This window comes from Marinovum sedimenti (assembly GCF_054052205.1).
On the sequence record NZ_CM133223.1, the window covers coordinates 3,539,301 to 3,565,543 of the forward strand.

The window sequence follows — 26,243 nt, forward strand, 5'->3', positions numbered from 1 at the left end:
CGATCCGTCAACGGATCGGGCGGTTGTGCGGTTTGGTGCCGTCGGGGGCCTCTGCGTTTGGCCGCGGTGAGAGTGGGCAAAATGGGCGCAGAACGTGGTGCTGACGGCGCCGATCCATTGATGGATCGGTCCCGATCCGTCGACGGATCGGGCTGTTGCGTGATTAGCTGAGGTTTAGTGCTGCCAGCACTGCCTGCGCTTCATCGCGGGGGCGTGCCAGTTCGCCAGCCACTTGGCCGGGGAAGAACCGCGCGCGGGTGCCCGAGGGCATTTCGGCGGGTTGCAGGATATGAACCTTGGGCCCAAGGCTGGCGCTTTCGATCTGCCAGCTGCGGGCGAGGGCGATCTGCGCGGCCTTGGTTGCGCCGTAAGAGGCAAAGAATTTCTCGCCTGCACGCGGATCATCAAAGAACACGGCCTGACCCTCAGTGCCCAAAAGCGGGGCCAGAAAGGGGATCAAACGACCCACTGCCGTCACATTGACCTCAATGCTCTTTTGCCAGTCGCGCATATCGAGATGCTCGGCTGGGGTCAGCGGGGCCGCATGGACCGCAGTGTGGCACCAGAGGTCGAGCTTGCCCCAACGGTCATATATGCTGCGGCAGAGCTGCGCCATCGCCGCCTCTGTCGTGATATCCATCGGTGCCAGCGTGGCCTTATGGCCTTTGGCCTGAATCCGGTCATCCAGCTCTTCGAGCGCGCCGGTGGTCCGGGCCACGGCAATGACGTGGTGGGTGGGCGCGAGCGCTTCGGCCAGTGCGGCACCAAGGCCGCGGGAGGCGCCGGTGATAAGGGCGGTTTTCTCTGTCATGCGGCGGGTTTGGGACGGTTTTGCGCCAAGGTCAAGCGGTGGTGCGGACCCTGCGCCCAAAATCCTGCCCTTGCGACGAGACGACGCTTGCGCGGCTCACCTCGGGCAGCGCGCCATCACCGGCCGCTGCCAAACCGCAGGGGCGCGCGTTTCAGTACCCCGGAATGGTCAGTTTCAGGCCGGTGCCCTCATGCGATATGAAAACCTCGCCCTCGCCAATTGCGGTGACTTCGCCGCCATTGATATGCGACCCGATGCCGACGGTGTTCACGCCGCCATAGCCGTTGCGCAGAATGGCTTTCGGCCCCGACGGTGTGCTCAGCGTGCCGAGCAGGACAGTTTCGAGAAGTGGCAGTTCCCCAGACTGGGTTGCTGCTGCTTGCGTTTCAGGCGTGATCTTGACGTTCTGTGCCATGTGGCATTCCCCATTTGTATAAGCACCGCAAACCTACCGGGTAGGTCGTTGCATCGCGACGCCGCGAAACGGCATCTAGGGGGTTATTGTAGGTATGAGAAGTATACCAAAGAATAACGGCAGAAACATGCTGTACGGACTGATAGCGCAAGCAACTTGCCGCTTGCTGTGCCGCTAGGTCGCAGGGGAAGGGCGCGCGGAATAAACGCTGATTATTCCGCGGCTTTCATTTCGAAACCTTTTTCGATCATATCCGCCGGTATCACCGGATATTCACCCGAGAAACAGGCGTCGCAATATTGCGGACAGCTTTTCTTGCGGCCCTCAGCTTCGCCTACAGCACGGTACAGACCGTCGAGCGAGATGAACTTCAGAGAATCAATCCCAAGGTGTTCGCGCATCTCGTCTTCGCTCATCGTTGCCGCCAGCAGCTTTTCGCGCTGGGGGGTGTCGACGCCGTAAAAACACGGCCAGGCGGTGGGCGGTGAGGCGATGCGGAAGTGGACTTCGGCGGCTCCAGCATCAAGGATCATCTCCTTGATTTTGCGCGATGTTGTGCCCCGCACAACGCTGTCATCCACCAGGATCACCCGCTTGCCTTCGATCAGCGCGCGGTTGACGTTAAGCTTGAGCCGCACACCCATGTTGCGGATCTGTTCGGTCGGCTCAATAAACGTCCGGCCCATATATTGATTGCGGATGATGCCCATACCGAAGGGAATCCCGCTTTCATGCGCAAAGCCGATGGCCGCCGGGGTGCCACTGTCGGGCACCGGACAGACCAGATCTGCCTCGACCGGAGCCTCTTTCGCCAGTTCCACACCGATCTGACGGCGGGTTTCATAGACGGAGCGGCCGCCGAGAATCGAATCAGGGCGCGAGAAATAGACGTGTTCAAAGATGCAGAACCGCGATTTCGCAGGCGCGAAGGGCCGGTGTGAATGAACCACACCATTCTCAACCACCACCATTTCGCCCGGTTCGACTTCGCGCACCAGTTCGGCACCGATGATATCAAGCGCACAGGTCTCAGAGCTCAGCACATAGCCGTCATCGCCGATCTTGCCCAACACCAGCGGGCGCACGCCCAGCGGGTCACGCACACCGATCAGCTTGGTCCGGGTCATGGCAACGATGGAAAATGCGCCTTCGACGCGGCGCAGAGCGTCCTGCATCCGGTCGGGCACTTTGCGTTGCAACGACACTGCCATCAAGTGAATGATGCATTCGCTGTCTGACGACGACTGGAAAATCGACCCGCGATCAATCAGTTCGCGGCGCAGGGCCTCGGCATTGGTGATATTGCCGTTGTGGGCAATCGCCGCGCCACCCATCGAGAATTCGCCAAAGAACGGCTGCACATCGCGGATCGCGGTCTGGCCTTTCGATCCGGCGGTGGAATAGCGGACATGGCCAATGGCAAGCGACCCCGGCAGGGTCTCCATCAGCGAATGCTTGGTGAAATTGTCACGCACATAGCCAAATCGGCGGGCCGAGTTGAAATCATGGTCGGGATGGTAGGATACGATCCCGCCAGCCTCCTGGCCACGGTGCTGCAGTGCGTGCAGACCAAGCGCGACGAAATTGGCGGCGTCGGTTACTCCGACAACGCCGAAAACGCCGCATTCTTCTTTGAGTTTGTCATCATCAAAAGGATGTGCGGGGGGCATCTGGGCGTCGGCCAAGGGGGGCTCCGAATCCGTTGCAGCTTCGGGCTCTACTTAATCCTTCGCTGCGGCTATGTCACGGCACTATGACGTTTATCACAAATTTGGCCGGTTTTACGGTGTCAATTGCCTGTGATCGGGCGTGCGGGGCGATGTTCGGCTGTTTCCTAATCAAGACAATGCTGCGGTGCGGAAAGGATGTGTCGCGCGTGTCGGCTTTCGCAGAATAAATGAAAAAGGCCCGTTCGCCACCGAGATGGGGAACGGGCCTTGAATACGGGTCGGGCCGAATCTGATTACTGCGCGGGTGCGTCGCAGGCGCCGACAAGCTCTTCGTATTGGGTGGTGACCCAGCCAAGCGCCTGTTCGGGGTTGCGCTGTTCGATGGCGGCGGTCATGCGGCCAAAGACCTGCGCCGACCGGCTGTCATCAATCATCTGGATGTCCTGGCTGGTGATCACCGTGTCATAGACAAAGAACGCAATCGCCACGAGCAGGATGCCGCGCGCCACGCCAAACAGGAAGCCAAGCCCCTGATCCAAGCCGCCAAGCGCCGAGCGTTGGACAATCGACGAAAACAGCGGCGTGAACAGCGACACCACAACAAGCGCCAGCGCAAAGACGGCGGCAAAGGCGGTGATGATGCTCAGCTCACAGCTGTCGCGGATGAAATCGCCGACAACCGGGATTTCCTTGACCAGCGGATCAACCTGCGGCGCAAAGATGAACGCGAGGATCGCAGCCGCGACCCAACCGGCAATCGCCATAGCTTCGCGTACGATGCCACGCGAATACGCCAGCAGCGCAGATAGCACGATAACAACGGCAACGATGCCGTCTACCAGTGTAAAACCTTCCATGTCCTGCCCTTCACTGCCCTTTGCGGTGCACTACCCGGCACCAAACGTTTCGCCCACGAATGCGGTCAGATCAGCCATGCAGTTAAGCTTTAACCCGGCGCTACCGGAAACTTTACCGCCCGTCGGCACGATCGCCGCCGTAAAACCAAGTTTGGCCGCTTCTTTCAACCTGTTTTCGCTCTGGCTGACCGGTCGCAAGGCTCCAGATAGGCTGATTTCGCCGAAAACCACTGTCTCGGGCGGTAATGCTACATCTTCACGCGCAGAAAGAAGTGCGGCGGCCACAGCCAAATCGGCCGCAGGTTCGCTGACTTTCATGCCACCGGCCACGTTCAGGTACACATCGAGCCCCGCAAAGGGGATGCCGCAGCGCGCTTCAAGCACCGCGAGAATCATCGCCAGCCGCGAGCCATCCCAGCCAACAACGCTGCGCCGCGCCTGTGCGTGGGGCGAGGGGGCAACGAGGGCCTGAAGCTCGACCAATACCGGGCGCGTGCCTTCGATGCCGGAAAACACCACCGAACCGGGGGCCGGGGTGCCGCGTTCGGACAGGAACAGCGCCGAGGGGTTGGTGACCTCTTGCAAGCCGGCGCCGGTCATCTCGAACACGCCGATCTCATCCGCCGGGCCAAAGCGGTTCTTGACCGCGCGCAGAATGCGGAACTGGTGGCCACGCTCGCCTTCGAAATAGAGCACGGTGTCGACCATATGTTCGACCACGCGCGGGCCAGCGATCTGGCCGTCTTTGGTGACATGGCCAACAAGGATCACCGACATGCCTTTGCGCTTGGCAAAAGAGGTCAGCTCATGCGCTGCCGCGCGAACCTGGCTTACCGAACCGGGCGCAGAGCCAACATTGTCGGCCCACATCGTCTGGATCGAATCGATGATCGCAAGCTGCGGGCGTTCCTGTTCCAGTGTGGTGAGAATGTCGCGCAGGTTGGTTTCGGCCCCAAGCTTGACCGCCGCCTGTGTCAGACCCAAACGCTGCGCCCGCATACGGACCTGCGCGCTGGCCTCTTCGCCCGAGATATAGACGGTCTTCAGACCCCGGTCGGCAAACTTTGCCGCCGCCTGCAACAGCAGGGTTGATTTGCCGATGCCAGGATCGCCGCCGACAAGGATTGCACTTGAGGGCACAAGACCGCCGCCCAACACCCGGTCAAGCTCGTCCATGCCGGAATTGGTGCGGGGCGGGGGGGCCTCTTCGCTCGACAGGTCAGACAGGGCGACCGAGCGGCCACGGGACTGCCCCAGCGAGGTGGCCACCGGGCCAGTCGAAATGCCGGTGTCTTCGGTGATGGAGTTCCACTCACCGCAGGCTTCACATCGGCCCGCCCACTTGTTGGTGACGTCGCCGCAGGCGTTGCAGGAGAAGGATTGTTTAGCTTTGGCCATAAGGCGTCATGCCTTATGGCCGGAGGCTTGCCAAGCGCTGTAGCCGCGCTTGGAGTGTTTATTCAGCGGCCTGCCGGTTTGCCAGTTCGATCATCCGACCATTGGCCATACGGCTGGTTTCGCGGATGTCGGGTTTGTTGGCGTCGTCAAGCTCTGGCATGACCTCGAACAACATCTCCTGCAAACGCTGGATTTCCGAGCGCGCCACATCTTCTTCCAATTCGACGCGCATCGCCCAGTTGTGCATGTCATTGGCGATGATCTTGGCCTCTTCGAGCCGCTCTTCCATCTGTTTCACCTCTTGCTGACGCTGGGTGAGGAAGGCGCGGGCGCGGTCGACCTTTTCATCGGAGTAGGACTCGGCCAGCTCGTGGCTGATCGACCCCATTTGCGAGGCGACTTCGAGCAAATCAGTCTCAAGACCGCCAAGATCGGGGTGATTACGCAGGTAAGTCATCCGCTCGCGCACCGCATCAAATTCGGACTTCATCGCAAACACGCCTTCGCGGTCGGCGCGGTGGACGGCGTCATAGGCGCGGGCCACATCCTGCATGTTCATCGCAAAACGGCGGTGCGAGGTTTCAAGCCGCAAAATGCGCTTGTTGCCGGGCAGGTAAGCCACCAGCCCCAGAACCAGCACCGTCAGGCCCGTTTGAACCATCCAACCGGCCTCCATCGGCGGGACATCGCCGAACTGCAGGGGGAGACTAAGCCAAGGCGCAAGACCTGCGGCAGATGCTATGGTATAAGCCAGCAGCGCGAGCCCGGATGCGACATACAAAGCCATGAAAAGCATCTGAAAAACTACGGCGGCCAAGCGTAGTGCGGCGTTAATGTTTTGCATAAGATCCTCCTGGGATCGTAAAGTTGGCGGCCTGTATCAGTATGCGGCCCTGCGACGTTACGACCTAGGAGAAATTAAGGATTGGTCAAACTTTGCCGATGCGAAGTGAAGATTATTTCGATTCGAAATGTTTCGTGAGAATTGAGCAGGTCATTGATGCCAAAATGCATACAGTGAACAGGTAGAGGCCCCATTGTGTCTCGATTCGGCCTATACCGATTCCCTTGACCACCGTGATGTAGAGGGCAATCAGGAAGATGTCGGCCATCGCCAGCTTGCCGAGGTAGGCCAGTACCGGCACAAGCCGGTGATCCGCCAGATCGAAGTGTACCAGCGCCAGGCCAATGGTCTTGAGGTAGGGGGCAAACAGCGCAAAGACGGTGACAATCAGCGCCAGCATGATGTCGGTCGACCAAAGCGCCTGAAGCCCGGTGATCACGCTGATCTGCTCCAGCCCAAACAGCGGCAGAAGCCCGGCCTGCATCAGCGGCGCAAACCACGCCACCGGGAACGCCACCAGCAGCGCCAGATTGACCCAGCGCACCGCCGTGATCAGCGCGGCTTTGCCGATCAAAACACCCGCGTCCAACCCCAAAGCCCCAGCAGCACCGCGATCAGCACGTAATGCGCCAGGTCGACCCAGCGCCAGTTGCGCCCGCGCACAAAAGCCGAGGCGAGAAGCGGCACAGAGGCGATGAGGGGCAGGGCCATGCCGCCGCCGGTCTTGGTCAGGGTCGAGGCCAATTGCGGCAGGGGGCCGGTGTACAGCTTTAACGCCGCCGGGCCGAAATGCGCGGCCATCCCCGTCAGCGCGAGCAGCAGCGACAGGGCCGCCAACAGCCGCGCGGGCCCATGCCCGGCACCGGCGCGGCAGGCGCAGAGCAGGGCCAGCAGCGGCAGATAGAAAAACGATTGCAATCCCAGCAGCGCCAGCACCGCAGGACTTGGTTGCAGAAAGGCACTCATCGCACCGCCTCAATCGGGCCGTCGGCGCGGCCGTGGATGAACTGTTGCAGGTAAGGATCTGATGCGCGGTCCATTTCCCCAATCGGCCCTTCCCATTGAATGACCCCATCATGCAGCATCGCCACGCGGTCCGCGATGGTGCGCACGCTGGTCATGTCATGGGTGATGGTCATCGTGGTCGCGCCCATTTCGGTGACGATTTCCCGGATCAGCTCGTTGATCACGCCCGCCATAATCGGGTCAAGCCCAGTCGTCGGCTCGTCGAAAAAGATGATCTCCGGCTCGGCGGCAATGGCACGGGCCAGGCCCACGCGCTTTTGCATGCCGCCCGAAAGCTCGGCAGGAAAGCGATCGGCCACATCCGGCGACAGCCCGACGCGCCGCAGCTTTTCAATCGCAATCTCGCGCGCTTCGGCGCGGGGCCGCTTAAGCGCGCCGCGCAGCAGACGAAAGGCCACGTTCTGCCACACCGGCAGGCTGTCAAACAGCGCACCGCCCTGAAACAGCATCCCAAATCGCGCCAAAAACGCATCGCGGTCGCCTTGATTGACATCGCGCCCGTCAACCTCGATCAGTCCGCGATCCGGGGCCACCAGCCCGAGCACCGACTTGATCGCCACAGATTTGCCCGTGCCCGACCCGCCGATGATCACCATCGACTGGCCCTTGGGCACAAACAGATCGACCCCGCGCAAGACGTGGTTGCTGCCAAAGGATTTATGAACGCCGGTCAGTCGGATCATGCTGCGAAAAACACCTCGGTCAGGATATAGTTCGCCGCGAAGATCAGAACAGAGGCTGTCACCACCGCCGATTTCGTCGCCCGACCCACGCCTTGTGCGCCGCGCCCCGAGTTCATGCCGAAATAACAGCCGCACAGCGCCACGATAAAGCCGAACACCGCGCCTTTGATCAGCCCCGAGGTGACATCCCAAAGCTCAAGGAAGTCGACGGTGTTTTTGAGGTAGGCGGCAGAGTTGAAATCAAGCCGCGTCACGCCCACCAGAAAGCCGCCAAAGATGCCGATGCTGTCGCCCACGGCCACCAGAACCGGCACCGCCAGCGTGGCCGCGACCACGCGCGGCACGGTGAGGTATTTCATCGGATGGGTCGAAAGCGTCACCAGCGCGTCAATCTGTTCGGTCACCTTCATCGTGCCGATTTCCGCCGCGATGGACGAGGCAACCCGCGCCGCCACCATCAAACCGCCCAAGACAGGCCCCAACTCGCGCACCATGCCGATGGCCACGATCGAGGGCACCGCAAATTCCGCCTGAAACCGCGCCCCGCCCGAGTAAATCTGAAGCGCCAGCGCGCCGCCGGTAAACAGCGCCGTCATCCCGACAACAGGCAGCGACAGCCAGCCGATCTGCACCAGCGCGATGCCGAATTCGCGCCAATACCACGGCGGGCGAAACACATGCGCCACCGCCTGTCCGGCAAACAACGCGAGGCGCCCGATATAGGCCAACATGCCCAAAGTTGAGCGCCCGACCGCGGCGAGCAGAGAGGCCACAAGCGTCATTCGCCGCGATACACCCGGTTATAGCGCGCCCCGAGCGAGGTCAGGATCTCGTACCCGATGGTACCGCCCCATTCCGCCAGCGTATCGACAGTCTGGACGTCGCCCAAAAGCGCCAGCGTATCGGGCACTTCGCGCGCGTCGGTGACATCGACGCCGATCAGGTCCATCGAAATCCGCCCCGCCACCGGGCAGCGCGTTTCGCCTGCCATCAGGCTGGCATTTGGCCCCATCGCCCGCAGGATACCATCGGCATAACCCGCCGAAATCGTTGCAATCCGCGTCGGGCGCTGCACGACAAAGGTGGCTCCGTAGCCAACCACATCCCCGGGTTCGAGATCGCGAATCTGGATCACCGGAATGTCGAGGCTGACCACCGGCGCGGCGTCCTCAAACGGTGCGCCGCCATAGAGGCCAACACCGGGGCGGGTGAGGTCAAAGTGATACTCTGGCCCGAGCAGAATACCGCCCGTCGCCGCCAGCGAACGCGGCACTTCAAGGCCGTCGGTCATGTCGCGAAATGTCTGAAGCTGATAGGCATTCATCGGGTGATCGGGCGTGTCCGCACAGGCCAGATGGCTCATCAACAGCACCGGACTTTGCGCCAATGCAATGTCGCGCAGCGCCGACCATTCAGCAGGCTGCATGCCCAGACGGCTCATCCCGGTATCAAGCTGGATGCCAAAGGGCGCCCCCGGAAGCGCTTCGACGTGGCGCAGCATCTGATCGATGTTGTTGATCATCGGTACCAGTGCGAGATCGCCAATCATGTCGGTGTCGCCCGCCATATGCCCGGAAAACACGCAGATTTCCGGCCCCGGACCCAGCGCCTCGCGCAGGGCCGCACCTTCCTCGGCCAATGCGACAAAGAACCGCCGCACGCCATCATGGGCCAAAGCGCGCGCCACCCGCGCCGCGCCGAGGCCATAGCCATCGGCCTTGACCACCGCTGCGGTTTCCGCCGTCGAGAGCATGTTAAGCGTGCGCCAGTTGCTGCGCAGCGCGTCGAGGTCAATTGTCAGTTTTGCCTGTGCCATAGCGGCTTAGTCATCCCGGCAGGGGGCCAAGGTCAAGGGGGAATTGGACGCCATGTGTCGCATTCGCGATTGTCCGCGCGGGGGCAGGGCGCTACTCAGTCAGGATGGAACAGATTACACAAGATTTTCGCCGGTCGCTGCAGGCCAAAATTGACCAAAAGACCAAGCCGCTCGGCGCGCTGGGCCGGATCGAGGAGCTTGCCGCGCGCATCGCCATGGTTCAGGCCCGGCTTGATCCCCGGATGGAGAACTGTCAGCTGACAATCTTTGCCGCCGATCATGGTTTGGCCGACGAAGGCGTGTCGGCGTTTCCGGCGGAAGTCACCCGCCAAATGGTGCTCAACTTCGCCTCTGGCGGCGCGGCGGCCAACGTCTTTGCCCGCGCCAATGGCGTGGCGCTTGAGGTGGTCAACGCCGGGGTGCGCGGCGGCGATTTCGCCGTCGAAGGCGTGCGCGACCTGCCCTTGGGCGAAGGCACCGCCTCGGCCCTGCGCGGCCCGGCCCTTAGCCCCGACCAACTGGCGCGCGGGCTTGAAGAGGGTGCGCGTCTGGGCGCGGCAGGCGATTGGGATGCAATGGCCTTTGGCGAGATGGGCATCGGCAACACCTCCTCTGCAACGCTGATTGCGCACCGCTTGCTGGCGCTGCCGATTGGCGATCTGGTGGGCCGGGGCACGGGCGTCGATGATGACGGTCTGCGCCACAAGCAAGAGGTGCTCGAGGCGGCGTCTGACCGTGTACAGGGCGCTCTCGCCCCCGAAGATGTGCTGCGTGAATTTGGCGGTTTCGAGATCGCGATGATGACCGGCGCAATGATCGCCGCGGCCAAGGCCGGGCGCGTCGTGATCGTCGATGGCTTCATCGCCTCCGCGGCGGCTTTGCTCGCGGCGCGCATGGCACCGACCAGCCGCGATGCGATGGTCTTTGCCCACCACTCTGCCGAGGCCGGCCACGGTGCCATCCTTGCCGCCCTTGAGGCGCAGCCACTGTTGCACCTTGGGTTGCGCTTGGGCGAAGGCACCGGTGCGATCCTGGCCTGGCCCCTGCTCAAATCGGCCGCGGCGATGCTCAACGACATGGCCTCGTTTGCAGAGGCGGGCGTGTCGGACAAAACCTGATGGGGTGGCGCGCCGAACGCCAGTCGGTCCTGCTTGCGGTCCAGTTCATGACCCGACTGCCGGTGCCACGCGACCTGGCGTTCTCGGACAGTGCGATGCTGCGGGCGTCGCGCTACTATCCGCTGGTGGGTCTGCTTGTGGGCGGGATCGGCGCGCTGGTGCTTTGGCTCGCCAGTCTGGTGCTGCCGATGATGGTCGCGGTCCTGATCTCCACCGGTGCCACCCTCCTTGTCACCGGTGCCTTCCACGAAGACGGGCTGGCCGATTGCGCCGATGGTCTGGGCGGAGGGCTGACCCGCGACCGCTGCCTCGACATCATGCGCGACAGCCGGATCGGCACCTATGGCGCGGTGTCTCTGGGATTGGTGCTGGCGCTTAAGGTTGCAACTCTGGCGCAACTGCCGATGTCCCTCGCGGCGGTGCTGCTGATCACCGGCCACGGGCTCAGCCGTATGGCCGCAGTTTATGTGATCACCCGCCACGCCTATGCCCGCGAAACCGGGGCGAAATTCGTCGCCCCCAGCGTCTCACCCGCAAGCCTCCGCATCGCGCTGATCACCAGCGCTCTGCTGGCGGTCCTGTTGCTGGCCACCACCGGCCCCGGCCTGGCCCTCACAGCCCTCGGCACCGGCGCGCTTGCCGCAGCGATACTAACGCGCGCTTACCTGCGCAAACTCGACGGCTACACCGGCGACTGCCTCGGCGCGACGCAGCAACTGGCGGAATGTGGCTTCTATCTCGGGGCGCTGGCATGGGCCGCATAACGCTGCTGCGCCACACCATGCCCGCAGTGACGCCGGGCACCTGCTACGGGCGCACCGATCTCGGGCTGAGCGACACGTTCCACACCGAAGCGCAAACCGCCCTCGCCACTCTGCCAGTGTTCGACGTGCTGATCTCCAGCCCGCTGCAACGCTGTCAAAGCCTCGCCGGGCACATCGCCCAAGCCACCGGCACCGCGCTACAGATCGCGCCGCTCTGGACCGAAATGGACTTCGGCAACTGGGAGGGCACCGCTTGGTCCGACATCAACCGCACCGCGCTTGACGCATGGGCCGCCGACATCCTGCACTACAACGGCCACGGCGGCGAAACCGTCGCCCAGATGCGCACCCGGGTCGCCACAGCCCTCGCCGATCTGCCCGACGCACGCTGCCTGATCGTCACCCACATGGGCTGTATCAAGGCCGCGCGCCACCTGACCGGCGACCCCCACGCCTGGGAGTACAGCCAACCGTTCGGCAGCCACACGGTCCTACCTTCTTCTGTTTAAAAATATCGCGGGGGGGCCCGAAGGGCGGGGGCAGAGCCCCCAAAACCCGACCCGCCACATATAGTACGGGCCGAACTTGCCCAGTCCGACCCGCACCCTGCCTCACGCTCGATTATCTCTCAAATGCAGGCGCTTATCCGTAATTATTGTCGCCATCCTGTTGCCAGGATTTAGCGAGATTGCCGAACCGGGTGAACTGCGCCTCAAAGGCCAGCTCGACCGTGCCAATCGGACCGTGCCGCTGCTTGCCAATGATGACCTCAGCCTTGGCGTGCAAGCGCGACATCGCCTCTTGCCACTCGGCCATCTTGTCCAACTCGTGATCGCCCGGCTTTTCGCGCTCTTTGTAATATTCCTCGCGGAACACGAACATCACCACGTCGGCATCCTGTTCAATCGACCCCGATTCCCGAAGATCCGAAAGCTGCGGCCGCTTGTCCTCGCGGTTTTCCACCTGACGCGACAACTGCGACAGCGCAATCACCGGAATGTTCAGCTCTTTCGCAATCGCCTTTAGCCCCATCGAGATTTCGGCAATCTCCTGCACCCGGTTTTCGGCGGTGCCGCGTGCGAGTTGCAGATAGTCGATGATCAACAGATCAAGCCCATGTGTCCGTTTCAGCCGCCGTGCCCGCGCCGCGAGTTGCGAAATCGGGATCGACGGCGTGTCGTCGATGTACAGCGGGCAGGCCTCTAGCGATTTCGCCGCTTCGACAAACCGGCGGAACTCGCTCTCGTCCATGTCACCCTGACGGATCTTGTGCGACGAGATTTCCGAGGCTTCGGCCAAAATCCGGCCCGCGAGCTGTTCTGCCGACATCTCGAGCGAGAAGAACCCCACCACGCCGCCGTCAATCGCGCCTTCGGTGCCGTCGGGCCGCTGCCCGCGCTTATAGGCTTTGGCCACGTTGAACGCGATGTTGGTCGCCAGTGAGGTTTTGCCCATCGACGGACGCCCGGCAAGGATCAGAAGGTCCGACGGGTGCAAACCGCCGAGCTTCTTGTCCATGTCGATCAACCCGGTGGAAATCCCGGCCATGCCACCTTCGCGCTGGTAGGCGGCGTTGGCGACGTTGACCGCATCGGTGACCGCCTTCAGGAAGGATTGAAAGCCGCCCTCGGTGTGGCCCTGTTCGGCCAGCTTATACAGCTTTTGCTCGGCTTCGACGATCTGTTCGCGCGGCTCAGAGGCGATGTCGACCCGCGCCGCCTTGGCGCTGATGTCGCGGCCGAGCGCGATTAGATCGCGGCGCACGGCAAGGTCATAGATGATCTGCGCATAGTCGCGCACCGCAAAGGCGCTGACCGCCGCCCCCGCAAGCCGCACCAGATAGGCCGGACCGCCAAGCTCTTGCAGCCCTTCGTCGCCCTCCATGAACGCCTTGAGCGTGACGGGCGAGGCAAGGTTGTTTTTGCCGATCCGAGCGGCGGCGATTTCAAAAATGCGGGCGTGGACGGGTTCGTAGAAATGCTTGGGCGTGATGATCGCGGCTACGCGGTCATAGACGTCATTGTTGGTCAGAATCGCACCCAGAAGCTGTTGCTCGGCTTCGGTGGAGTGCGGCATGGTTTCTTCTGCCTGAATCTCCACGCCTGTCGGATTGATCGTTGCGATCTCGTTCATGACTGCTCTTCTTGATTTTGTCCGCTAAGCGCTCCTTCTAGCCAATGTGGACCGTTCGATCCATCTGGATAAACCTGTGGATACTCCGCAGGGATAACTTGGCTGACCTTGCGTCAGAGGAATGTCTAACTGCCCGATATGGTAGCGGATCGGGCAGTTTTTGCCAAATGTTGATTTCTCAGGGGATTCGATTAACAGTTTTCCCCAGTTATCCACAGGTGGATTTATTTCTTGTTTGCTTCCTGCCACTTACGGGGATCGTTCAGGAAAGCTTCGACTTCGCTCAGGGTGTCGGCGTCGAAATTGCCCTGTGTCTTGGCCTCGGCGAGCACGTCCCACCAGGTGCAGAGGTGGTGCAGCTGCACCCCATGATCGCCCAGCGTTTTGATCGTTTCCGGAAAGATGTCGTAGTAAAAGATCACCGCGGTATGGCCACAGCTCGCCCCGGTTTCACGGATCGCGTCGACAAACGACAGCTTTGATCCGCCGTCGGTTGTGAGGTCTTCAACTAGCAGCACTCGCTCGCCTTCGGACATCACACCTTCAATGCGCGCGTTGCGGCCATAGCCTTTGGGCTTCTTGCGCACATAGGTCATCGGCAGGGCCAAACGCTCGGCCATCAGGGCGGCAAAAGGGATGCCTGCGGTTTCGCCACCGGCGATATTGTCGAACGCTTCAAAGCCTGCGTCGCGCATCACCGTCACCGCCATAAAATCCATCAGCGTGGTGCGGATGCGCGGGTAAGAGATCAGCTTGCGGCAGTCGATATAGCTCGGCGAGGGCAGGCCGGAGGCGAGGGTGAACGGCTTTTTGGTGTTGAAATCCACCGCGCCGATTTCCAGCAGCATCCGCGCGGTCAGGCGGGCGATTTCTTCTTTCGGGGGATAGCTTGTCGGGATCATGGGATCGGTCCTTTGGGGGCGGTGCGCCAGCGGCCTGTTTGGCCACTGGCGGGAATAGTCTTTGCCAGAGCAGGCGGTTAAGCGACGCGCCAATGCACGGGAAAGCCGGGGTCAAACACGGTGACAGGGCCATCCTCGGTGTCGATCCTGTCGGGGAAGGCCACAGCGTCGCCTTTGGTCAGGGTCAGCGTGGCGTCATTCACCGGCAGGCCGTAAAAGCCGGGGCCATTGCGTGAAGCGAAGCCTTCCAGCTTGTCCAGCGCGCCTTCCTCTTCGAACACATGCGCGAGCAGCGGCATGGTGTTCGTCGCGGTGAAACATCCCGCACAGCCACAGGCCGACAGCTTGTTGTCATCGGTGTGCGGCGCGCTGTCGGTGCCAAGGAAGAACCGCGCGTCGCCCGACGTCGCGGCCTTGCGCAGCGCTTGGCGGTGCTCTTCGCGTTTGGCCACCGGCAGGCAATAGTAGTGCGGTTTGATCCCGCCCACGAGGATGTGGTTGCGGTTGATGATCAGGTGGTGCGTGGTGATCGTGGCCCCGAGGTCTTGGTCGTTGGCCTTGACGTATTCGACGCCGTTGGAGGTGGTGATATGCTCCATCACCACCCGCAGCCCCGGCGTGGCGCGGCGGATCGGATCAAGCACGCGGTCGATGAACACCGCCTCGCGGTCGAAAATGTCGATGTCGCTGTCGACCACTTCGCCGTGCACACAAAGCGGACAGCCGATCTCGGCCATACGCTCAAGCACTGGGCGGACCTTGTCAAAATCGGCCACGCCGCTGGCGGAATTGGTGGTGGCCCCGGCGGGGTAAAGCTTGACCGAGGTGATCAGACCACTCGCATGCGCGGCGGCGAGGTCTTCGGGGTCGGTCTCTTCCGTCAGATACAGCGTCATCAGCGGGGTGAAATCCGCGCCTTCCGGCATCGCCGCAAGGATACGGTCGCGATAGGCCGAGGCCTGCGCGCCGGTCACCACGGGCGGCACCAGATTGGGCATGATGATCGCACGGGCGAAATGCCGTGTGGTTTCGGGCAGGACAGCACGCAGCATTGCGCCATCGCGCAGGTGCAGGTGCCAGTCGTCGGGGCGGCGGAGTGTCAGGCTTTGCGTCATGCGCTTCGCTTACACCAGCGCCGCGATTGGTGCCAGAGGTGAGATGCTGCGGGTTTGGGTTTTGCGCCGGTCCGTTCGCCTAGGGTGCAAGCCGCGCAGCGTTGGGCCGTGGTGCGGCGATCCGACGGGCGTTGGACGTACTTTATGTCGGCAAAAATGCTCGTCGCTGCGATCGGAGCGCTGCGGCAACCATATCGCCGCGCCAAGGGGCGGCCCGGCGATGCGCGGCGGCTTTGCCGCTGTTAACGCGCTTGGTGTCTATGCGATGTGGTGCTGCGCGCCTATAGCGTCCCGCTCTCAGCCAACCTTTTTATCCTGAGCCGTCAACTCATCCAGCCGCCGCTGAAACTTGGGCGCAGACTGACGCGAGATCACAAAGCGGCACAACCTTTCGGCCAGACCGCTGCGCTGGTCACGGTCCAATGCCGAAAGCAGCTTGCGCAGATAAGGCGTATGACTGCGCCGGGCGCGCATCAGGCGATAAAAGCTCAGCGGTGTGAGCTTGCCCGTCCCGGCCTTGGCCAGCACCCGGTAAAGTACTGCCATATCAAGCATATCGCTTTGAATGGTGTCGCCCATGTTGGGCAACGGCAACAGCGTGGTCTGCGGCCCGTGAAACAGTGCGGCATGCATCGCATCCAGCGGCTCACGCGGATCATAGATCACAAAGGCCGCATCGGCCCCTTCGGTCATCTCGGGCGCATAGCCGTAGCGGCTGGTGAAATCCATCCTGCGCAAATCGGTAAAGCGGTCATCCCAGCCGGTCAGGCGCGGATTAAGCGTGGCCTGCGGCTGGATCGCGACCACCGTGGCACCGGGGGCGGCAACCGACAAAGCTGCGGCGGCATAGCCACAAGGTCCGGCACCGTAGAACACGATCCGCTCGAATTCGTCGAAAAAGCCATCGTCGGTCAGCTCGTCAAAGAAGGCATAGACCTCTTCGGCACGAAACCAGGTCTCGCCGTCGCAGATCACCCCCAGATGCGACCAGCCCATTGCCCGCACAAGGTCAAACCCCAGCGGCTGGCCGGTTTCTGACAGCGATTGTATGCCCTGAAAGCTTTCGAACGTCACAACAAGCGTGTCGCCTTCTTCGATAAAGGCGGCGGCGTGTTTCGGCCCGAGCGGCGCGTAAAAGCCCTCTTCCTCGGCAATCGCTTTGAGCGCGCCGAACCATTTGGCCTTGGGCAAGGACGTCATTGGGGCGTCGAACGTGTTCGGCGTATCCTGCATCATATATTCCTCGGGTCTCACGGGTATACCGCGTTTTTTTCCCAAGATACCGATCAATTTAGGCGAAACTTTGAAGAAATGCTTACAGATCAAGGCGATTTGCGGACAGGTCAGTCAGGTTACGGCCAGTCAGGTTCTGGCCAATCAAGTTTTCGCCTGTCAGGGTTTGGCCCGACCGCGCTGTGCATGGGCCATCAGTTGGCGGCCAATTTCGGGCGAGGGCGGCTGGGACGGCGGTGTCATCAACAGACGGCCAAACAGGGCGCGATAGGCATCATCTTCGACCAACTCGGTAAACCGTGTCTTGCGCCAGGCGACGGCTTCGCCGTGCAAGCGGGCCAATTCTGGATCTTGTGCCAACCGCGCGCGCTCTTGCGCCACCTGCGGGGCCAAGGCCAGAACCGAGCGGTCGGCGTCGGTGTTGAAATTCCGCTCGACCCAGTAATCCATCCCCAGCTGATCGCTGGAATGCACCGCGCGGCCGCGGGCCGATTTGAGCACATAGCTCTCCATCGCGCCCAGTGGATAATGATTGAGCTGCGCCAGTTTATAGTGACGGTGCCCAAGGATCGAAAACACCCGTTTGTCCTGCGCCTGCAAATCCAGCGCGCGGCCCTCGCAGTCAAACCAGCGCACATCGCCAGCCCGCTCCTCGCGCAGGCCACGCGGGCGGTGCACCCCGAGCTGGCGAAAACAGCCATCGTTGCGATACAGCGTCTTGAACATCAGAGCCCGCCACGGCCACTGCATCACCTGCGGCGCGGCATGAGTGAACACCTCGGTCATCGGCTGATCGCGGTAAGCCACCTCGCCGCTATTGCCAAACAACCGCCACGTCAGAGTGATGGCATTTGCCTCGGGCAGGGCGGCAATCAGATCCTCCAGCCGATGCGCCCCGGCGTGAATGTTGACATATTCATCGATGTCCAGCGCCATCAGCCAGTCGGCCTGGCGCACCGCCTTGGTCTTGCCCGCCAGCTTCATCCCGGTGAACTGGATGCCGCCGTTGTCATAGGGGCCATCGTTGCGGATGTGGGTCACGCCGCCCAGTTCGGCCAGCCGGTCGGCCATCACATCGGTGCCGTCGCTGCAATCATTGGTGCAGATCACCACCTGCGAAAACCCCACCGCGCGGTGATGCGCCAGCCAATCCAACAGAAACGCCGCCTCATCGCGCAGACATAAAACCGCGGTTGCCTGCATCAGCTTTCCATATCAAGCGCCAGCGCATAAGCGGCGCGCTCGGTTTCGTTCAAACGCATCGAGACCGCCTTGGCATACAGCTCGGCAAACTCGGGGTTCTTGTGCAGTTCCAGTGCCTTGGCCCGGTGCCATGCCAGCCCCTTGGCGTGCCATTCCGCCAACACAGGATCGGTGAGAAGCCGGTCAAACTCGGCCCGGACACGCGGCACATTGCGCTTGATGGTGATGTCGCGGGCGTCGCTCCAATCCATCCGGATCCAGTAATTCAGACCGATTGTGCGATCCACATGCAGCGCCCGCCCGCGTTGCCGCTTGATCAGGAAACTCTCGGCCGAGCGCAGCGCATAATGGTTCAGTTGCAAAAGATCATAGCCGATCGAACGCTTGGAATTGCGCCAGCCGTTCACCTTGACCTCATCGCCCATGCTCGCGCCCGAGCCGTTGAACCACCGCACCTTATCCTCCATCCCCGGCACCAATTTGTTGGGCCGGTGGCACGACAGTTTTTCATAAGCCCCGATATTGCGCATCATGGTTTTGAACCCCCAGGCCGTGTGCGGCTTGGGGCAGAATTTCGGGGCGCAGGTGTCGAATTGCTCGATCACAAAGCGGTCTTTCAGCTGCGTCACGCCGTTATGGCCGAACATCCGCCAGGTCATCGCGACGTTGGTGGCATCGGGCACGCGGTCGAGGAAATCCTGCAAGGTGCCATTGCCGCAGCGGATGTTCATGAACTCATCGACGTCGATATGGATGATCCAATCGGCGTTGCGGATCACCGGTTCCTTCAGCGAGTCGTTGAGCGCGGATTGCTGTGGCGACTTGCCTTTCCAGACCTCGTTGTTGCGGTGTTCGATCATGCCAAGCGCTTGCAAACGGTCGAGAATTTCAACCGTGCCGTCTTCGCAGCCGTTGGTGTAAATCAGGAAATTGTCGATGCCGATGGCGCGGTGATAGGCGATCCATTCAAGGATATACGGCGCTTCGTTTTTCATGCAGCCGACGATGACATTGCCGCTGGACCCGGCAGGCAGGGTGCGGGGCGGGGCGGGGGCGTACGCGGCGGCCAGCTCCTCCTCGTTGACCTGCCCCAGCCGATTGTGCGGCGCAAAAGGCCCGCCTTTGAGTTGAGCGAACTTTTCCTTGGCGAGGGACGGCATCACCTTGGCCGCCTGTTTCGACAGACCCTCGACCTTGCCGTCGGTTCTGGCCTTTTCGGTGGTGCGGGCCTCGCGGGTGGCTTTTTCAATCCGGGGCAGGGCGGCCAGAAGATATTGCGTGGCGCGAAACCCTTGGCGCGCCTCAGGTTCGCTCCAGACTGGCAGCGGCTTGTCGTGGGCAAAGACGCGGGCCAGCTCCGGTGTGGCTTTGGCGAGTTCCGCCAGATCGGGCGCAAAGCGCGCGGCGACAGGGGCAAGCGCGCCGGGTTTGAGCGCCTTGCCCGGCACCCGCACCTCGCCCAGAAGGCGTTTCCACAACAGGCGCGGCACCTGATGCTCGCCCTTGGCCAAAAGCCGGGTCAGCACATCGTTGAACTGGCGCGCGCGCGCCAGCCAGTCGGCGGCGGGCGCAACGGGCGGCTTCACCGGGTCATATTTGCCGATCTGATCGTCGAGCCCGAAGGCCGCGCGCACCTCATCGGTCACGTCGTCCCGGCACAACGCCGCGATGTCGAGTGGGCGAAACCGGAAAGTGCCGGTGCCAAACACCGCCTCCCAATGGTGCCGCAAACCGGAGTAATCAAGCCAGGGCGGGGCCATCTGAACCTCGGGGAAAATCCCCTGATCCGGGGCCGAGGCAGGCCGGGTTTCCAGCGCGTGCGCCCACCAATCGCCCGCCTCCGCCAGCCGCAATTCCATGTCGAGCGGGCGCATGCGGCCGTCTAAAACCTGCACGCCGTAATGGCGCGCCAACATCCGCGCCGGGCAGTCAATATGCGCAATCACCTCGATGTTTTCGGAGATCGGTGCCAGCATCTCGCGCAGCCGCGCAAGCTCGGACGGCAGCACCAGCGCCGCGCCGAATTGATGCGCCGACAGGATCAGATGGTCGGCCTTGCTCGCCGCAACCTCATTGTGCAGCGCCTGCATCACGTCGGCGCGCAGCTTCTCCTGCCGCTCGGGGTCGCCAAAACCGCGGTTGTGCCGCAGGGCGTCCACCGCTCCCGGATCGCTTGCCGCCATATAAAGCCGGGTGTGATTTTTGGCCCCCGGCGTGCGGGCATACAACACGCCGCTGCGCAAAAGCTGGCGCCGCTTGGCATCCAGCACAAGTTGCAGCCGGGTGGCAGACCAGACATCCGGCCCGATGTGCAGGCTGATTTTCATGACGCCGCCTTTTCCTTTGCCGCGGTCTTTACCGCGTTCACATTGGTCTTGCCCCACCACGGCAAATCGCGCCCGATAAAGGCCCCGATCTGCGCCGGGGCCTCGGGGGCGGCCACATCATAGCGCAGGTAATCAGGGCTGCCGTCAAAGAACCGGTCGAGCGCCGCATAGTGCCCGGTGATCCATGTCACCCGTTCGCGCGAGGTAACACCGTACCCCTTTGGCAGGCCAGGAATATCGGCCTCGGGGATGCGCTCGGTGCCAAGATTGAACCAGCGCAGCATCGAATCCGACATCACCTCGGGCGGGCGCCACGAGGCCAAAAACCGCACCCCGGGATGATGCGCGCGCATGGCCGAGAGCAGCCCGAAATCAAACTGCGGCCAGATCGAGCGTTCGCCGCGCAGCGCACTCAACTCGGAGAAACCGTCGAAGTCATCCAAGCCATCCAGCGGGTCGCCCCGCAGAAAATAGCCGTCATACAGCATCTCACCGACAAACCTGCGATGCAGCGCGGCATTCTCGGTCTGTACCGGCTTGATCCGGTAATCGGCCACATGCAGCCCTGCCTTGCGCAGCGCCCGCGCCAAGGTCGTGGTGCCCGATTTCGGCAGACCGAGGTTGACCACTCGCAGCCGGCTCATGGCAGCGCCAGAACCGGGTGATCACCCAGCGCCTCGATCAGCGCATCTTCGCCCGGCGGCAAACGCGACGCCGCGCGCAGTTGCGCTTGCATCGCCCGGTAGCCGTCTTGCTGCACCAAAGCATCGCGCCGCGACCGGTGCAGACGCACGGTTTCGTCATGCAATTCCGCAATCCCCGGCAGCGCCTTGAGCACCGCAATCTGCGCCTCAAGCCGTGGCAGCATCCGCAAGATCGAGCGATCCTCCCAAACGTCATCGTTGCGTTCGCGCCAGTATGTATCGTCGAAATCGCGGTTTTCGCGGTTCACATCGCCCCGATCATTTTTGACCAGATAGCTGTCGAGCGAGCGCAGCGCATAGTGATTGAGCGTGGCGAATGCCCGCGCCCCGGCGGCAGGAAACTTGCGAATGCGCCGCTTGTTGGCGGCGATCAAAAACGCCTCGGGCACATCGCGGCCAGCGCCGTCTTTCCATTCCAGCGCCGTCTCGCGCACCTTGGCGGTGCGGTGAAACGGTCGGTGCGCACCGTAGTATTGCAGCGGAAAATCGCGACGCACCAAGGTCTTGACCTCAATCGCGGTCTCGGCGCACCACAGATCGGGATTGTGGCCACGGGTAAACTGGCCGATCACCGGCTTATCGTGAAAACTGTCGACGCCGCCGCTGGCAAAGAACTGGAACGTCACCGAAATCGCCTGCGGATTGCCGCAGATCTCGATTAAGGCCGGGATGGTGTGATCGCCGACATGAATGTTGAGAAATTCGTCGACATCCGCCACCCAAACCCAATCGGCTCCGGTCACAACCTCCTGTCGTCGCGCATCCTTAAGCGCTTCCATCTGGTAATTGCGGCCCTGCGCCGGGTTGGGCAGGTGGGTCGCGATGCCATGATCGGACAGTCGATGCAAAAGCCGGTCGGTGCCGTCCGAACAGTCGTTGGAATAGAACAGATGATCGGTCACGCCGATCACGCGATTGTAGGCGATCCACTCCAACAGGAACGGGCCTTCGTTTTTCACACATGTCACGGCGGTTATGCGCATCTTGAAATGCCCCTCGCCGGTCGGTCTTGCCTTTGCATCGCTGTCCTGCTGTCTGGCCTCATGCCTGCGTTTGTGCCGCAACTTGGTTATCTTTTGGCAAAAGAATCGCATTTTGCGGCTGGCGCGTCAATCGCGGCTCCGGATGTCCTGCTCTTCGAGCGCGACTTTTGTCGCCTTGACCCCGGATGCCACGCGTGTAGCCCTTGTCGCCAATCTGGAGGATATCAATGGCACAGTTACCGGCAAGCATCGACGCGGTTCAGGATATGCTCGCAGCGCAGGATTACGTGTGCGGCCGCGCGCTGGGTACGGTGACCTTTCTGGCCCTGACCCTTGGCAAGCCGCTGTTCCTCGAGGGTGAGCCGGGCACCGGCAAAACCGAGATCGCCAAGGCCATTGCCAGGGGGCTGGGGCGTCGTCTGATCCGGCTGCAGTGCTACGAAGGGCTTGATGCGAGCTCTGCCGTTTATGAATGGAACTTCCCGGCGCAGATGGTGGCAATTCGTACCGCCGAGGCCGAAGGCAATGCCAATCGCGACATGCTTAAAACTGAACTGTTCGGCCCGGATTTCCTGATCGAACGTCCCTTGCTCGAGGCGATGCGCCCGGATGAAAATGGCGCACCTGTCCTGCTGATCGACGAACTCGACCGCACCGATGAACCGTTCGAAGCCTTCCTTCTGGAAGCGCTCTCTGATTATCAGGTCACTATCCCCGAATTGGGCACGATCAAAGCCCCCGAGCCGCCCATCGTTATCCTCACGTCCAACCGCACCCGCGAAGTGCATGACGCGCTCAAGCGGCGGTGCCTCTATCATTGGGTCGACTACCCCGACTTTACCCGCGAGATGGAGATCTTGCATGCCCGCGTTCCCGAGGCCGCCGCAACCCTCAGCCGCGAAATCGTTGCCTTTGTGCAGTCCCTGCGCACCGAAGATATTTTCAAACGTCCCGGCGTTGCCGAAACCATCGACTGGGCAAAATGCCTGCTGGCCCTTGATGTCATCGCCCTCTCGCCGCAAGTCATCTCCGACACGCTTGGCGCGATCCTCAAGTATCAGGACGACATTGCCCGCCTGCAAGGGTCTGAAGCCAAACGCATTCTTGACGAGGTCAGAGCCTCCATTGAGCCTGCCTGACCCCGGCCGCCGTCACCTCGCGCCGCGGGTCACCACATATTCATGACCGGCCTCAAGCGGTCCGTCGAGTGTGCTCTCCGAACCATCACGCCAGCGGATATGCAAAACCTCAACACTGTCGGCATCGCCCAGCCCGAAGTGCGCTGATGGCACGTCGAATGACATGAACCCACCGCCAAGCTGGATCTCGCGCGTTTGAATTTTGCCGTCCGCCAAATGGATCGTCAGCCGCGCCCCGATTCCATCTCGATTGCCTTGGTGATCCTCCAACACCACTCTGATTGCATTTCCGTCTTGGGCATTATTGCGGAAAAAAATTAACGGGCCGTTAACTGAATGTGTGACAATATCCAGATCACCGTCATTGTCGAAATCAAACTGGGTCGCGGCGGCGGTCATCAGGTAATCTTCCAGCCCCATTGGCCCTGAGGCTTCGGAAAAACTGCCATCGCCGCGATTGTGAAAGAACAAATTGGAGGGACTGACTTCATTCGGCACCCATGTGCCGTTAACGATATAGACATCTTGCCAGCCGTCATTGTCGAAATCGGCAATTTTGGTGTCCCAGGACCAACCGCCCACGTCGAGCCCGCGCGCCGCGGCTGTGTCCGTATAGGTGCCATTCTTCGGTTCCAGCAACACGTTGGCGCGCTGTATCTGGGGCAGGGCGCTGTCGATCTCGTTCTGCGTCACCAGCCGCTCGGGCAGAAAATGCACGGCGCAATATGCCTGTGCGATTTCCTGGTTGGCCGGGATAAGGTCACAGATCTTTGGGTCACGCCGCTGGATCGCGATGTCCTTGACCAGCATGCCTTTGCATTCGCTCCGGTCTGGCTCGGGCAGTTCGGCACAGCGGCTGGCATACGACGGATCGAACCGGTTGCCGGATTTATACCAGGTCTTGATCTCCATATTGCGGGCACAGATCGCCTTGGCTCCGGGGTTCACGATCTCGTCGCAATAGCGCGCGAGCGGTTGCATCTTGAGGGTGTCCGATACACCTGAAGACCGGCCCGCGATCTGTGCAAAATACAGCTGCGTTTGGCCGGTGTTGGCCAGATCGGCGGTCTTCACTGCCATGGTCGTCTGGGTTGTGTGGGGGATGGTGCCATCCTGTTTGCGCACCGGGGCAAACCCGCCTTTTCCATCCCCTAGATAGATGTAATCGGGCACCGCAAAATCATTGCCTTCGATCAAATCCGCCGCGCCATCACCGTTGATATCGGAAAACAGCAGCGACAAGGTTTCACCGGGAATGCCGGGCAGCGACACAAAGGTATCGCCCAGCGTTTCGACCCCTGTGTTGAGGATCACGCGATTGCGGCTTTCCTCGCCCGGCACCTGCCGATACCAGCCCGCAGCCCAATTGCCGACCGCGATATCAAGGTCGCCGTCGCCGTCAGCATCATCAAATGCCAGGGCGAGGGACAGGCGGGCGTCGGGCTGATTGGGAATGGGCTGCGCGTCCGCCAAATCAAAGCGGCCGCCGATGTTGCGCACAAGGTAATTCCCGTCGAGATAGGTGGCGAGAATCAGATCGGGCCATCCATCGTTGTCCATATCCGCAAAACCCGCGTTAAACACATAGCGATCTGCAAAAGGGCCGGGGGACAACGCCACACGCGAGAAGCTTCCGCCTGTGTTTTCATAGAGATAGAGCGCTTGCGAGGTCGAAGCGATCGCAAGATCGACATCGCCGTCCCGGTCGTAATCGGCGGTGGCAAGACTGCGCCCTTCCCAGAACGGCGGCCACATATCCTTGAACGAAAACTCGATCGGTTTGTCGATGCCGATCTGATCGGCCTCCATCCGTGTGAACAGCGTCGCGCCCTCCGGCGAACGTTTAGAAAAAGGCCGCGCCGTCACGGAGATGTCGGGGCTTTGCGCATGGGCCGGTGCCACGATCTGCGGCACGGCCCCAAGCAGGATGTCGAGCGCGCGATCAGATTGCCAATTGTGGTATTTTTCTACCGCTGCGCCGCTTGCCACGCCCAACACCAACACCGAGGCGGCCATCGCATTGGCGATGCGAAAGGAAAACGCCTGCGCCACGATGAAGTAACTGTAGATCGAGAACGACCCGAGCGTGAACAACAGCGCCATGACATAGCCATGGCTCGCGCCCGCCGACAACAGCGCGCCGGTCACCACCACATCAAAGGCGATAGGCACCGGCAAAAACAGGCCCACGGCCGCCACCACCACCAATATCCCGAGGCTGAACGGCAGCGATCCCAACACATCTTGGGGCAACAACGTGCCCGCAAGCGCGCCAAGAAACCCAGCGAGAAACATCAGCGGCACCGTCAATTTCACGATGAACACAAGGTTGGCGACGTAGCTTTTTAACACCGCGAGGCCAGAGCCGAGAACGCTTTCGTTTGCGTCAATCTCAGGCGCACGAAAGAATTCAGTCGGTGGCGTGTTGATCGGCGCAATGCTGGGCGCGGGCAGTCCCCATCGCACCACCAGTGGCACAATCACAAGTATTATCAACAGACTGAGGCCTATTTTTAATCCCGCAATATACGCGGGCAACAGGCTAAACGCCATCGTCAGCACCACGATGTTAAGCGTCGGAGAGGCGATCATCGCCGATAGCGTGGTCTCGGCCCGAAGCCCGCTGGCCTTCAATCCACGGGCAATCGGCGCGGCACAGTTCACGCAAACCCCCAGCGGCGCGCCGATAAACATGCCCAGCACCGAATTCGCCCAAGGCGAGCGAAACGCCCGTTGGCGCAGGCTGGCGATCAGCGTCATCAGCGCGGCGGCAAACAGCAGGCCAAAGATCATGCCCTTTTTGTTGGTGTTGATCCAATTGAGCGTCGACACGGCCACCCGCTCGGCGAAACCCATGTCCGACGTAAGTTGGATCTTGGCCTCGAATCCGATCGGATCTTCCAACTGGATTGCACCGCTCATCATCGCCTTTTCGTCCAGCGCAGGATAGCGGGATCCCGTCCAGAACAGATAGGCCAGAAGCAGCACGATCAGCGCCGCGAGAAAAAATCGCGACTTGTTTTCAATAGCTTCGTTGAACATTTGACCCTCCGGCGGCGAGCGGCTGCGCCACATATGAAATCAGTTAATTCCCGTAGCGTG

General features: G+C 61.6%; 24 protein-coding genes. 4 read left to right on the top strand and 20 right to left on the bottom strand.

Going from position 1 to position 26,243, the window contains the following annotated elements; genetic code table 11:
• Positions 1–163: 163 nt before the first annotated feature.
• The 11 genes from ACW9UO_RS16905 to alr all read right to left on the bottom strand — a co-directional run bounded on the left by ACW9UO_RS16905 (position 164) and on the right by alr (position 9,520).
• A complete protein-coding gene (locus tag ACW9UO_RS16905) occupies positions 164–811 on the bottom strand; it encodes an SDR family NAD(P)-dependent oxidoreductase (RefSeq protein ID WP_457086932.1) in 648 nt (215 codons plus the stop codon).
• A gap of 151 nt (positions 812–962) precedes the next feature.
• The gene (locus ACW9UO_RS16910) at positions 963–1,226 is read right to left on the bottom strand and encodes a hypothetical protein (protein WP_457086933.1); all 264 of its coding nucleotides are present in this window, start codon (positions 1,224–1,226) and stop codon (positions 963–965) included.
• Between the two features lie 212 nt (positions 1,227–1,438).
• Positions 1,439–2,896, bottom strand: a complete 1,458-nt coding sequence (gene purF / locus ACW9UO_RS16915; protein ID WP_457086934.1) for an amidophosphoribosyltransferase — start codon at positions 2,894–2,896, stop codon at positions 1,439–1,441.
• Between the two features lie 293 nt (positions 2,897–3,189).
• A complete protein-coding gene (locus tag ACW9UO_RS16920; RefSeq protein WP_457086935.1) occupies positions 3,190–3,753 on the bottom strand; it encodes a CvpA family protein in 564 nt (187 codons plus the stop codon).
• A gap of 30 nt (positions 3,754–3,783) precedes the next feature.
• Positions 3,784–5,151 carry a DNA repair protein RadA gene (gene radA, locus ACW9UO_RS16925; protein ID WP_457086936.1) on the bottom strand — a complete coding sequence of 456 codons (1,368 nt, stop codon included), beginning with the start codon at positions 5,149–5,151 and terminating at the stop codon, positions 3,784–3,786.
• A 58-nt stretch (positions 5,152–5,209) separates the two neighbouring features.
• On the bottom strand, positions 5,210–5,938 hold the full coding sequence (locus tag ACW9UO_RS16930; protein ID WP_457086937.1) for a DNA repair protein: 729 nt from the start codon (positions 5,936–5,938) through the stop codon (positions 5,210–5,212).
• Positions 5,939–6,107: 169 nt separating this feature from the next.
• Complete coding sequence (locus ACW9UO_RS16935) at positions 6,108–6,569, bottom strand: paraquat-inducible protein A (protein ID WP_457086938.1); 462 nt, start codon at positions 6,567–6,569, stop codon at positions 6,108–6,110.
• A complete protein-coding gene (locus ACW9UO_RS16940) occupies positions 6,566–6,961 on the bottom strand; it encodes a hypothetical protein (protein ID WP_457086939.1) in 396 nt (131 codons plus the stop codon). The genes ACW9UO_RS16935 and ACW9UO_RS16940 overlap by 4 nt, the downstream gene beginning before the upstream one ends.
• A complete protein-coding gene (locus tag ACW9UO_RS16945) occupies positions 6,958–7,704 on the bottom strand; it encodes an ABC transporter ATP-binding protein (RefSeq protein ID WP_457086940.1) in 747 nt (248 codons plus the stop codon). Before ACW9UO_RS16945 ends, ACW9UO_RS16940 begins: the two co-directional genes overlap by 4 nt.
• A complete protein-coding gene (locus tag ACW9UO_RS16950) occupies positions 7,701–8,486 on the bottom strand; it encodes an MlaE family ABC transporter permease (protein ID WP_457086941.1) in 786 nt (261 codons plus the stop codon). Before ACW9UO_RS16950 ends, ACW9UO_RS16945 begins: the two co-directional genes overlap by 4 nt.
• Positions 8,483–9,520, bottom strand: a complete 1,038-nt coding sequence (alr, locus tag ACW9UO_RS16955; protein ID WP_457086942.1) for an alanine racemase — start codon at positions 9,518–9,520, stop codon at positions 8,483–8,485. Before alr ends, ACW9UO_RS16950 begins: the two co-directional genes overlap by 4 nt.
• A gap of 104 nt (positions 9,521–9,624) precedes the next feature.
• On the opposite strand from alr, the gene cobT reads away from it, so the two are divergent.
• From cobT to cobC, 3 genes are read left to right on the top strand one after another with little or no spacing between them, the layout of a single operon-like run.
• A complete protein-coding gene (gene cobT / locus ACW9UO_RS16960; protein WP_457086943.1) occupies positions 9,625–10,638 on the top strand; it encodes a nicotinate-nucleotide--dimethylbenzimidazole phosphoribosyltransferase in 1,014 nt (337 codons plus the stop codon).
• 47 nt (positions 10,639–10,685) lie between these two features.
• Positions 10,686–11,402, top strand: a complete 717-nt coding sequence (cobS, locus tag ACW9UO_RS16965) for an adenosylcobinamide-GDP ribazoletransferase (protein WP_457086944.1) — start codon at positions 10,686–10,688, stop codon at positions 11,400–11,402.
• Positions 11,390–11,911: an alpha-ribazole phosphatase family protein gene (cobC, locus tag ACW9UO_RS16970; RefSeq protein ID WP_457086945.1), complete on the top strand. Its 522-nt coding sequence runs from the start codon at positions 11,390–11,392 to the stop codon at positions 11,909–11,911. The genes cobS and cobC overlap by 13 nt, the downstream gene beginning before the upstream one ends.
• A gap of 133 nt (positions 11,912–12,044) precedes the next feature.
• Here cobC and ACW9UO_RS16975 read toward each other — a convergent pair whose 3' ends face one another.
• The 8 genes from ACW9UO_RS16975 to ACW9UO_RS17010 form a co-directional block, all read right to left on the bottom strand.
• The gene (locus ACW9UO_RS16975) at positions 12,045–13,535 is read right to left on the bottom strand and encodes a replicative DNA helicase (protein ID WP_457086946.1); all 1,491 of its coding nucleotides are present in this window, start codon (positions 13,533–13,535) and stop codon (positions 12,045–12,047) included.
• A 224-nt stretch (positions 13,536–13,759) separates the two neighbouring features.
• Complete coding sequence (locus ACW9UO_RS16980) at positions 13,760–14,437, bottom strand: orotate phosphoribosyltransferase (RefSeq protein ID WP_457086947.1); 678 nt, start codon at positions 14,435–14,437, stop codon at positions 13,760–13,762.
• 77 nt (positions 14,438–14,514) lie between these two features.
• On the bottom strand, positions 14,515–15,552 hold the full coding sequence (pyrC, locus tag ACW9UO_RS16985) for a dihydroorotase (RefSeq protein WP_457086948.1): 1,038 nt from the start codon (positions 15,550–15,552) through the stop codon (positions 14,515–14,517).
• A 297-nt stretch (positions 15,553–15,849) separates the two neighbouring features.
• Complete coding sequence (locus ACW9UO_RS16990) at positions 15,850–16,806, bottom strand: phosphoadenosine phosphosulfate reductase (RefSeq protein WP_457086949.1); 957 nt, start codon at positions 16,804–16,806, stop codon at positions 15,850–15,852.
• Between the two features lie 138 nt (positions 16,807–16,944).
• Positions 16,945–17,988 (bottom strand): glycosyltransferase family 2 protein, encoded by a 1,044-nt coding sequence (locus ACW9UO_RS16995; protein ID WP_457086950.1) that lies wholly within the window; start codon positions 17,986–17,988, stop codon positions 16,945–16,947.
• Entirely contained in the window at positions 17,988–20,315 is a 2,328-nt protein-coding gene (locus ACW9UO_RS17000; RefSeq protein ID WP_457086951.1) for a glycosyltransferase family 2 protein, read from the bottom strand. Before ACW9UO_RS17000 ends, ACW9UO_RS16995 begins: the two co-directional genes overlap by 1 nt.
• A complete protein-coding gene (locus ACW9UO_RS17005; RefSeq protein ID WP_457086952.1) occupies positions 20,312–20,959 on the bottom strand; it encodes a hypothetical protein in 648 nt (215 codons plus the stop codon). Before ACW9UO_RS17005 ends, ACW9UO_RS17000 begins: the two co-directional genes overlap by 4 nt.
• Positions 20,956–22,002, bottom strand: coding sequence for a glycosyltransferase family 2 protein (locus ACW9UO_RS17010; protein WP_457086953.1), 1,047 nt, complete (start codon positions 22,000–22,002; stop codon positions 20,956–20,958). Before ACW9UO_RS17010 ends, ACW9UO_RS17005 begins: the two co-directional genes overlap by 4 nt.
• A gap of 227 nt (positions 22,003–22,229) precedes the next feature.
• Here ACW9UO_RS17010 and ACW9UO_RS17015 point away from each other — a divergent pair, with 227 nt between their 5' ends.
• Positions 22,230–23,141 carry an AAA family ATPase gene (locus tag ACW9UO_RS17015; protein WP_457086954.1) on the top strand — a complete coding sequence of 304 codons (912 nt, stop codon included), beginning with the start codon at positions 22,230–22,232 and terminating at the stop codon, positions 23,139–23,141.
• Positions 23,142–23,153: 12 nt separating this feature from the next.
• Here ACW9UO_RS17015 and ACW9UO_RS17020 read toward each other — a convergent pair whose 3' ends face one another.
• Positions 23,154–26,183: an FG-GAP-like repeat-containing protein gene (locus ACW9UO_RS17020; protein ID WP_457086955.1), complete on the bottom strand. Its 3,030-nt coding sequence runs from the start codon at positions 26,181–26,183 to the stop codon at positions 23,154–23,156.
• Positions 26,184–26,243 lie beyond the last annotated feature (60 nt).